The sequence below is a fragment of the Nocardioides pelophilus genome (assembly GCF_014180685.1).
GTDB lineage: Bacteria > Actinomycetota > Actinomycetes > Propionibacteriales > Nocardioidaceae > Nocardioides > Nocardioides pelophilus.
This window is the reverse complement of record NZ_JACEHF010000316.1, coordinates 1-1,095: the sequence shown is the minus strand read 5'-3', so window position 1 is coordinate 1,095 and position 1,095 is coordinate 1. Positions and strand designations below refer to the sequence as shown.

The window sequence follows — 1,095 nt, the reverse complement described above, 5'->3', positions numbered from 1 at the left end:
ATCATCAGCGCCTGGCGTGAGTGGCAGCAGTACGGCGACGACGCCGGCGCCGCGGAGGAGCTGGCCGCCGACGACCCGACCTTCGCCGAGGAGGTCACCTCGCTGCGCGCTCAGCAGGAGGAGGCCGCCGAACGGCTCCGCCGGCTGCTCGTGCCGCGCGACCCCGCCGACGACAAGGACGCGATCCTCGAGGTGAAGTCGGGGGAGGGCGGTGACGAGAGCGCGCTGTTCGCCGGCGACCTGCTGCGGATGTACACCCGCTACGCCGAGCAGCGCGGCTGGAAGACCGAGATCCTCGACGCGGCGGAGTCCGACCTCGGGGGCTACAAGTCGGTGACCATGGCCGTGAAGGGCGGCAGCTCGGAGCCCGGTCAGGCGCCGTACGGCCTGCTCAAGTTCGAGGGCGGCGTCCACCGCGTCCAGCGGGTCCCCGTCACCGAGTCCCAGGGACGCATCCACACCAGCGCCGCCGGCGTGCTCGTGGTGCCGGAGGCCGAGGCCGTCGAGGTCGAGATCAACGACAACGACCTGCGGATCGACGTCTTCCGCAGCAGCGGTCCGGGTGGCCAGAGCGTCAACACCACCGACTCGGCGGTCCGGATCACCCACGTGCCGACCGGCATCGTCGTCAGCTGCCAGAACGAGAAGAGCCAGCTGCAGAACAAGGAGCAGGCGCTCCGGATCCTGCGCGCGCGGCTGCTGGCTGCCGCCCAGGAGACGGCCGACGCCGAGGCCAGCGCGGCCCGACGGAGCCAGGTCCGCACCGTCGACCGCTCCGAGCGGATCCGCACCTACAACTTCGCAGAGAACCGGATCTCCGACCACCGCACCGGCTACAAGGCCTACAACCTCGACCAGGTCCTCGACGGCGATCTCCAGCCCGTGCTCGACTCGTGCGTCGACGCCGACATGGCCGCCCGGCTCGAGGCCCTCGAGTGACACCCCGGGCGTTGGTCGCCGCGGCCGCGGAGCGGCTGCGTGCAGCCGGCGTCGCCAGCCCCGAGCACGACGCCGACGAGCTGCTCGCGCACGCCCTCGACACCTCGCGGGCGCGGCTGCCGCTGGTCGCCGAGGTGCCCGCCGCCGCGGCGGCGG

The 1,095-nt window shown here is 72.8% G+C and carries 1 protein-coding gene and 1 pseudogene; both read left to right on the top strand.

Annotation, left to right across the window (positions count from 1 at the left end; translation table 11 throughout):
• The coding region (gene prfA / locus H0488_RS23345) for a peptide chain release factor 1 (RefSeq protein ID WP_183101546.1) at positions 1-939 on the top strand (939 nt) is incomplete at its 5' end.
• Positions 894-1,095: pseudogene (locus H0488_RS24835) on the top strand (hypothetical protein); the annotation flags it as partial. The gene prfA and the pseudogene H0488_RS24835, both read left to right, overlap by 46 nt.